A 2,536-nucleotide genomic window follows, 5' to 3' on the forward strand; every position below is an offset into this window, starting at 1 on the left:
TGCACGGCGACAATTAGATAGGCGGGACCGCGCAACTACATAGGCGGGTCTCATGACGCGACAACAGGGCGCCGATACCGGTCTGGAGCTCCGCGATGCCCGCCTCTCTGTCGTTGCGAACCCAGGAGCAGTACATGGCCAAACGGGCCCGTGGCCTGAGCCAGCAGATTGCTGCTGATGCAGTGGGCATTTCGGTGCGCAGCGCCCAGCGGATCGACCGCGGCGAGCTGCAATCCAGTGCTCAGCAGCAGCAGCGAGGACGGCACTGGCGCACCCGCGCCGATCCCCTCGCTGAGGTGTGGGACAGCGTGCTGGTGCCCATGCTGGAGAAGGCACCGCAGCTTGAACCCCAGACCCTGCTGCTGCACCTGGAGCAGACCGCCCCCGGCCAGGAGTGGTACCGGCGCAAACGCACCCTGCAGCGCCGCGTTGAGCAGTGGCGGGCCTTACATGGCCCTGCTCAGGACGTGATGTTCCTGCAGACGCACCAACCTGGTGTGCTGGGGATCTCCGATTTCACCCTGCTCAAGGGCCCTCCCATCACCATCGCTGGTGTGGTGCTGGAACACCGGTTGTTCCACTTCCGCCTTCCCTACTCGGGCTGGTGCCATGTGGAGGTGATCCATGGCGGTGAGAGCTTTGTGGCGCTTGCAGAAGCCCTGCAGAACGCTCTGGTGCTCTGCGGCGGGGTGCCGGCCGAACACCGTACCGACAGCCTCAGCGCCTGCTACCGCAACCGCAACGGCAGCTACGCCGCCGATTTCACCAGCCGCTACCGCGAGCTCTGCGCCCACATCGGTGTGATCGCCACCCGCAACAACCGCGGCGTCGCCCATGAGAACGGCGCCATCGAGGGCCCGCATCGCCACTTGAAACATCGGCTGGAGCAGCAGCTGATCCAGCGCGGCAGCAGGGATTTCGCCACTGAGGCCGAGTACCGCCAGCTGATGGCCCAGGTCACCGCCACACTCAATAACCGCTACGAGGTGGCCGGCAGGCTGGAGATCGAGCAGCTGCACCTGCAACCGCTGCCGGTGGAGCGCTTTGCCGACTACGAGCCCCTGGTGGTGCGGGCGCGCAGCACCAGCACGATCGAGGTCAGGTCCGTCACCTACAGCGTCCCCTCACGGCTGATCGGCCAGCAACTGACGGTGCATCTGCGCCATGACCGACTGGATCTGTTCCTACGCAGCCAGTTCGTCGAAACCCTGCCACGGCTGCATGCCCGCAAGGGCGAGAGCGGACCGCTGCGGCGGATTGATTTCCGCCATGTGATCGAGAGCCTGCGCCGCAAGCCCAGGGCCCTGCTGCGTGCCCAGCTGCAGAGCGACCTGTTGCCTGGCGAGAGCTGGCGGCAGTTGTGGCGAGCGCTGCTGGTGGCGCTGCCGCCGGAGGAGGCGGCCAAGGTGATGGTCGATGCCCTCCACATCGCTGCCAAAGCGGGCGACCTTGCAGCCGTGGAACGGTATCTGCGGCGTCAGCTCCGTGGCGGCACCCTCAGCCTCACGACTCTGCGTGATCACTACGGCCTGCGCCCCCCACGGGGGCTGGCGGCCATGCCCCAACTCCAGATCCCTGAACACACCCTCAGCAGCTATGACGAACTCCTGGGTGGAGCCCCCCAGCCGGCCGGCACTGGAAATGGCCCTACCGGCTCTTCTCAAGCAATTGAAACTGGCGCAGTTCCGCAGCCAGTGGCAGGCGGCCGAGCAGCAGGCCACAGCCGACGGCTGGACGCCGGCCAGCTACCTCTATGTGCTGGCAGAGCAGGAGCACCAGCAGCGCCACCAGGCGCGGCTGCGGCGGCTGTTGCATGAGGCCCAGCTCCCATGGCCCAAAACCCTGGCTGACGTCGACTGGGCGGCCATCCCCGATCTGGACAAGCATCAGATCGAGCAGCTCGCCCACGACACCGGCTGGCTGGAGAGGGCCGAGAACCTGCTGCTTTTTGGCCCCAGTGGTGTGGGCAAAACCCACCTGGCGGCCGGGATCTGCCGCAGCCTGATTGCCCTGGACCGCTCGGCGCGCTTCTACTCCGCCACGACGCTGGTGCAGGAGCTGCAGCGGGCCAAGGCCGACTACGCCCTGGCCAAGGCCCTCACCAAGCTGGATCGCTATGCCCTGCTCGTCATTGACGACATTGGCTACGTCCGCAAGGACGAGGCCGAAACCTCAGTGCTGTTTGAGCTGGTGATGCACCGCTACGAACGCCGCTCCCTGCTGGTCACCTCAAACCAACCGTTCAGCGAGTGGGAGAACGTCTTCTCCACCAGCGCCATGACCGTGGCAGCAGTGGACCGGCTGGTGGACCACAGCACGATCATCCAGATCAATGGCGAGAGCTACCGCCGCAAGCGGGCGCGACGTGCCGGCAACAGCACGGTTGGTTGATTCGTCGTCCTGACCAGACGTCAATTACCCGCCAACCACCCGCCAACAGCAGCCCCCCCCACCCCCCTGCCATGGCAGGGGGGTGGGGGGGGCTGACCCGCCAACGTAATTGACGCCACCCGCCTATGTAGTTGACACCGGGCAG

At 66.1% G+C, this 2,536-nt stretch carries 1 protein-coding gene and 1 pseudogene; both read left to right on the forward strand.

Annotated features, from left to right (window positions below; translation table 11 throughout):
- Positions 1-134 precede the first annotated feature (134 nt).
- Positions 135-1,223 (forward strand): annotated as a pseudogene (gene istA / locus KBY96_RS16205) (IS21 family transposase); the annotation flags it as partial.
- Positions 1,224-1,641: 418 nt separating this feature from the next.
- Entirely contained in the window at positions 1,642-2,391 is a 750-nt protein-coding gene (istB, locus tag KBY96_RS16210; protein WP_315859507.1) for an IS21-like element helper ATPase IstB, read from the forward strand.
- The last annotated feature ends 145 nt before the right edge of the window (positions 2,392-2,536 follow it).

The sequence above is a fragment of the Cyanobium sp. ATX 6A2 genome (assembly GCF_024346355.1).
Lineage (GTDB): Bacteria > Cyanobacteriota > Cyanobacteriia > PCC-6307 > Cyanobiaceae > NIES-981.